The following is a 4,434-nucleotide window of genomic DNA, read 5'->3' as shown; positions in this document are numbered from 1 at the left end:
CGTCATACCTCGCCCGCGGGCTCGCAGCTAGCGGGCGGGCTTCCGCTCGATCGGGTCGATGTCGATCGCCCGCAGGCGGCCGAGCCGCAGCACGTCCATGGCGAGCCGCCGGCCGATCCGGTCGCGGTCGAGCACGCGGATCAGATCGTCGACGCCGTTGATCTCGACGCCGTCGAGCCTGATCACGACGTCGCCGGGCAACAGGCCCGCCTTCGCCGCCGGCCCGTCCGGCTCGATCTGCATCAAGAGCGCGCCCATCTTGTTCTCGACGCCGGCCAGCACGGCATGCCGCCGCGGAACCGGCGCGGTCTGTCCGGCGACGCCGATATAGGCGCGCCGGACATAGCCGTGGCGGATGATCTCCGCGAGCACGAATTGCGCGGTGTTGCTGGCGACCGCGAAGCAGATGCCTTGCGCGCCGTTGATGATGGCGGTGTTGATGCCGATCACCTCGGCATTCGACGACACCAGCGGGCCGCCGGAATTGCCGGGATTGAGCGCGGCATCGGTCTGGATGACGTCCTCGATGGTGCGGCCGCTGACCGAACGGATCGAGCGTCCCAGCGCCGAGACCACGCCGGCGGTCACGGTCGATTCGAATCCGAGCGGATTGCCGATCGCGATCACGAGTTGGCCGCGGCGCAGGGTCTTGGAGTTGCCGAGCGCGGCATAGGGCAAGTCACGGACGCCGTTGGCGCGCAGCAGCGCAAGGTCGGTGTCGGGATCGACGCCGAGCACGCGGGCGTCGCCAACATGGCCTTCCACATCCCGCAGCCGGATCTCTTTGGAGGCGCCGACCACGTGGCTGTTGGTGAGGACGAGCCCATCCGGCGAGATCACGATGCCCGAGCCGAGCCCGCCGCGCTCGCGGCCGTTCGGCACCTTGGGTCCGGTCTCGACGCGCACGACGGCAGGGCCGACGCGGTCGGTGACGTCGATCACGGCATTGGAATAGGCGTCCAGCAGCGGCCGGTCATCGACCGGCGCAGCCGCTGTCGTTCGCAATGACGAGGCGTCATCGGCGATATCTGAAGTGAAATCCAGCATGGCAAGAGTCCTTGAGGCTCACACAGATGGTGGCCTGTTCCCTCCCGCGCAAGGGATCCGCCTGGGGCGCAGGGCTGGACTGCCCAGGTGGCTAGGGCGCGCGCCGCAGCGCGCCCCCTCTTGCCTTGACCGGGTCGAGCAGCGACCAGTCGCCGTCCGGGAGCACATACCCCCTGGGGAACGGCGCGCGCAGCTCCAGCCCGAGCGAGCGCAACACGCGGTCGTCGCGGTAGTAGCATTGCAGCACCACGCGGACGAGGGTTGCCGCGCCGCCGGAGCTGCGGAACTGCTGCGCGACGCCATCGCGCGCGGCGGCTTCGAGGTCCGCCAGCGGCATGCCGGCAAGCCGCGCCAGATGATCGAGCGCAGCCACGACCGGCCTCGTGTCGCGGCCGAGGGTTGCGAGAATGTCGGCCTGGATGATCTCGTCATCGGCGCCGGGGACCCGGTATTCCTCGCTCGGTGGAATGATCATCGCGGCGATGGCGCGCAAATCCTGGCGCTGTCGCGGCGTGAGGGTGATCTGTTCGGTCATAAGAATCCTCAGTCGAACAAATTGGCGAGGCGCTGCTTCATCTGGTCGGCGATGTACAGCGCGAGGGCCTGGATGGTGGACGTCGGGTTCACGCCGCCCGAGGTGACGAAGATGCTGCCGTCGACGATGAAGAGGTTCTTCACGTCGTGCGAGCGGCCCCATTCGTTGACGACGGAGCGTTCGGGATCGGTGCCCATCCGCGCGGTGCCGAGCAGGTGCCAGCCGCCCCACGGGATCGGCGAGTTGACGCAGATGTCGGTCGCCCCCGCGGTCTCGAGCACCTCCCGGCCGCGCGCCAGCGCGTGCTCCATCATCTTCCGGCTGTTCTCGCTGATCGTGTAGTCGATCTTCGGCGCGGGAATGCCGTGGCTGTCCTTCAGCACGGGATCGAGCGTGACGCGATTGTGCTCTTCCGGCAGGTCCTCGCAGATCGCCGAGAAACCTAAGCGATGGCCGTTGAGCTTGCGGAAGACGCGGTGATGATCGACGCCCCAGGGCAGAATGCCCTTCTGCTCGCTGACGACGGCCTCGAACACCGGCCCTGCCCCGCGCACGAACTGGACGCCGTAGCCGCGCACGAAGCCGCGCGACAGGTCGGTGTCATACCATTCCTTGCTCCACAGGCAGGTCGGTGGCGCGCGGTTGCTATCGGTCGGCTCCTTCACATAGCCGTAGATCTGCGCATAGGGATGGAACATCAGGTTCTTGCCGACGAGACCCGACGAATTGGCAAGTCCGTTCGGAAAGCGCCCCGACGCGGAGTTCAGCAGCAGCCGCGGCGTACCGACACCGTTGCAGGCGATGATCACGACATGCGCCGGCTGAAACTGCTCGACACCGTCCTTGTCGTAATAGACCACGCCCGAGGCCATGCCGCTCTCGTCGGTGGTGATCTCGCGCACCCGGCAATGGGTGCGCAGCTCGACACCGGCGCGGACCGCGTGCGGCCAATAGGTGATATCGGTCGAGGATTTGGCACCTTGCGCGCAGGCCGGCGTGCAATGGCCAAGATTGATGCAGCGCGCCCGGCCCTCATAATCCATGGTCGCAACCGTCGTGTCCGACGGCCACCAGTGCCAGCCGAGCTTGTTCATGGCCCTGCCGATGATCGCACCGGACAATCCCATCGGCTGTTGCGGCATCGGCGGATGCGTCAGCGGCGAGAGCGGATCGCCCGATAGCCCCGACGTGCCCATCATGCGATCGTTCTCTTCGAAGAACGGGGTCAGCGCGTCGTAGTCGATCGGCCAGTCGTCGGCGACGCCGTCGAGCGTCTTCACCTTGAAATCGGAGGGATGCAGCCGCGGCCAGTGCGCGGTGTACATCACCGTCGAGCCGCCGACCGCATTGTAGTTGACGACCTTGATCGGCGAATTGTCGTCGTTGATCGGATAGTCCTCGGGCCGACCGCGGACGTTCGGGCTCGACGACCACTCGCCGTAGAATTTGGCTTCCCAGTCCCGGCCCGTGCTGGGATATTCCGCCGGGTTCATCCAGCCGCCCTGCTCCAGGCAGAGAATGTGCATCTTGGTCTCGGCCAGCGACCACGCCACCGCCGCGCCTGAAGCGCCGGCGCCGATGATCAGGACGTCCACGGGGTCTTTCATCGCGACCTTTTCCTCCCCCTCGCCGCTTCCCGGGCGATTCGGCCTCCGCAGTCCGCAAGGCCGGCGCAACGATAGGGTCAGAGCGACGGCTGAGTAAAGCCGCGGGGCCGGAATGTCGCACTTCGCAGGGCGCAGACCATTGGTATCGCCACATCCGGATGCTAGGAACGAGACGAAAGAGCAATCGATAGCGAGACCGTATGTCCTTCGAGAATTCATTTGCCGCCGCCCGCGCTTTCGCGCTTGTTTTGTTTCTTGCTCTGCCCGGATTTCTGGCCTCCTCAGCGCCTGGGTTCGCACTGACCGCGACGGCGACCGTCCGGGACGCCAATTCCATCCAGCTTGGCGACGTCACCTATCGGCTCGACGGCGTCGACGCGCCCGAGCTCGACCAGGTCTGCATCGACGATCACGCCGATCCCTGGACCTGCGGCATCGAGGCCCGCGATCAGCTGGCCAAGCTGATCGGCAAACGGGCGGTACGCTGTGACGATGTCGGGCCGGAAAAGAGCTTCGGCAAACGCCACCGTGCGATCTGCACGGCCGAGGGCGACAAGGCCAGCCTGAACGAGCAACTGGTGAAGCTCGGCTTCGCCATCGCGCGCGAGCCGATCAAGGCCAACGTCAAGCCGGCGGCAGCCGAAGCCAAGACGGCCTCGTCCGGAATCTGGAAGGGCTGCTTTGTTGCACCGCAAGAATTCCGAACCGGCAAGAAGGACGGCGCACTCCTGGGCGCCGCCTGCCGGCCGGACCGCGACAAGGAAATCCGCGCCGTGCTGTTTCCGGACGAACTGACCATGCCGCCCAGTTGCGGCATCAAGGGAAAGCTTGCGGTGCGCGCCCGCGTCACCGGCAATATCGGCATCTATCATCTGCGGGGCTGCCCGAGCTATCCGGCGACCACCAAGCCGGACCGCTGGTTCTGCTCGGAGGACGACGCCCAGGCCGCCGGCTTCCGCAAGGCCTATAATTGCCGCCGGCCGAAGTGAGCAGGTCGTTCACGCTGCCGTGAGCGGTACCCGGAGACAGTATTGATCCGGAATTGAACTCCATGGCGAGTTGCTGCACTTATCAACGTGCGCACGCGCTTTGCGCGAGCGCTTCCTTGGCAGACGATCCTCATTGGATTGCCTTTGCTCGGGCGTTTCCTCCCTAGACTTGGGCCGCTTGTCACAAACAAGCGGCTCTTCTTTTTTGTGCCCCTACTGCCGCAACGGCAAGAACAGGTCCATCGGCGGCATGTTC

General features: G+C 66.0%; 4 protein-coding genes. 1 reads left to right on the top strand and 3 read right to left on the bottom strand.

Going from position 1 to position 4,434, the window contains the following annotated elements:
• Nucleotides 1-27: 27 nt before the first annotated feature.
• The 3 genes from AC1D00_RS28700 to AC1D00_RS28690 form a co-directional block, all read right to left on the bottom strand.
• The gene (locus tag AC1D00_RS28700) at nucleotides 28-1,047 is read right to left on the bottom strand and encodes a S1C family serine protease (RefSeq protein ID WP_477012982.1); all 1,020 of its coding nucleotides are present in this window, start codon (nucleotides 1,045-1,047) and stop codon (nucleotides 28-30) included.
• A gap of 91 nt (nucleotides 1,048-1,138) precedes the next feature.
• Nucleotides 1,139-1,582, bottom strand: a complete 444-nt coding sequence (locus AC1D00_RS28695; RefSeq protein WP_477012981.1) for a hypothetical protein — start codon at nucleotides 1,580-1,582, stop codon at nucleotides 1,139-1,141.
• Between the two features lie 8 nt (nucleotides 1,583-1,590).
• Nucleotides 1,591-3,189 (bottom strand): GMC family oxidoreductase, encoded by a 1,599-nt coding sequence (locus tag AC1D00_RS28690; RefSeq protein WP_477012980.1) that lies wholly within the window; start codon nucleotides 3,187-3,189, stop codon nucleotides 1,591-1,593.
• A 200-nt stretch (nucleotides 3,190-3,389) separates the two neighbouring features.
• On the opposite strand from AC1D00_RS28690, the gene AC1D00_RS28685 reads away from it, so the two are divergent.
• Complete coding sequence (locus AC1D00_RS28685; protein ID WP_027546376.1) at nucleotides 3,390-4,178, top strand: thermonuclease family protein; 789 nt, start codon at nucleotides 3,390-3,392, stop codon at nucleotides 4,176-4,178.
• The last annotated feature ends 256 nt before the right edge of the window (nucleotides 4,179-4,434 follow it).

This window comes from Bradyrhizobium sp. P2_E8 (assembly GCF_056403875.1).
Note: the sequence above shows the minus strand (reverse complement) of the source record. Positions and strands in the feature narration are given on the sequence as shown.

Coding starts and splice junctions, on each gene's coding strand:
- AC1D00_RS28695 (WP_477012981.1), bottom strand. CDS start 1,582: ATGACCGAACAGATCACCCTCACGCCGCGACAGCGCCAGGATTTGCGC.
- AC1D00_RS28690 (WP_477012980.1), bottom strand. CDS start 3,189: ATGAAAGACCCCGTGGACGTCCTGATCATCGGCGCCGGCGCTTCAGGC.
- AC1D00_RS28700 (WP_477012982.1), bottom strand. CDS start 1,047: ATGCTGGATTTCACTTCAGATATCGCCGATGACGCCTCGTCATTGCGA.
- AC1D00_RS28685 (WP_027546376.1), top strand. CDS start 3,390: ATGTCCTTCGAGAATTCATTTGCCGCCGCCCGCGCTTTCGCGCTTGTT.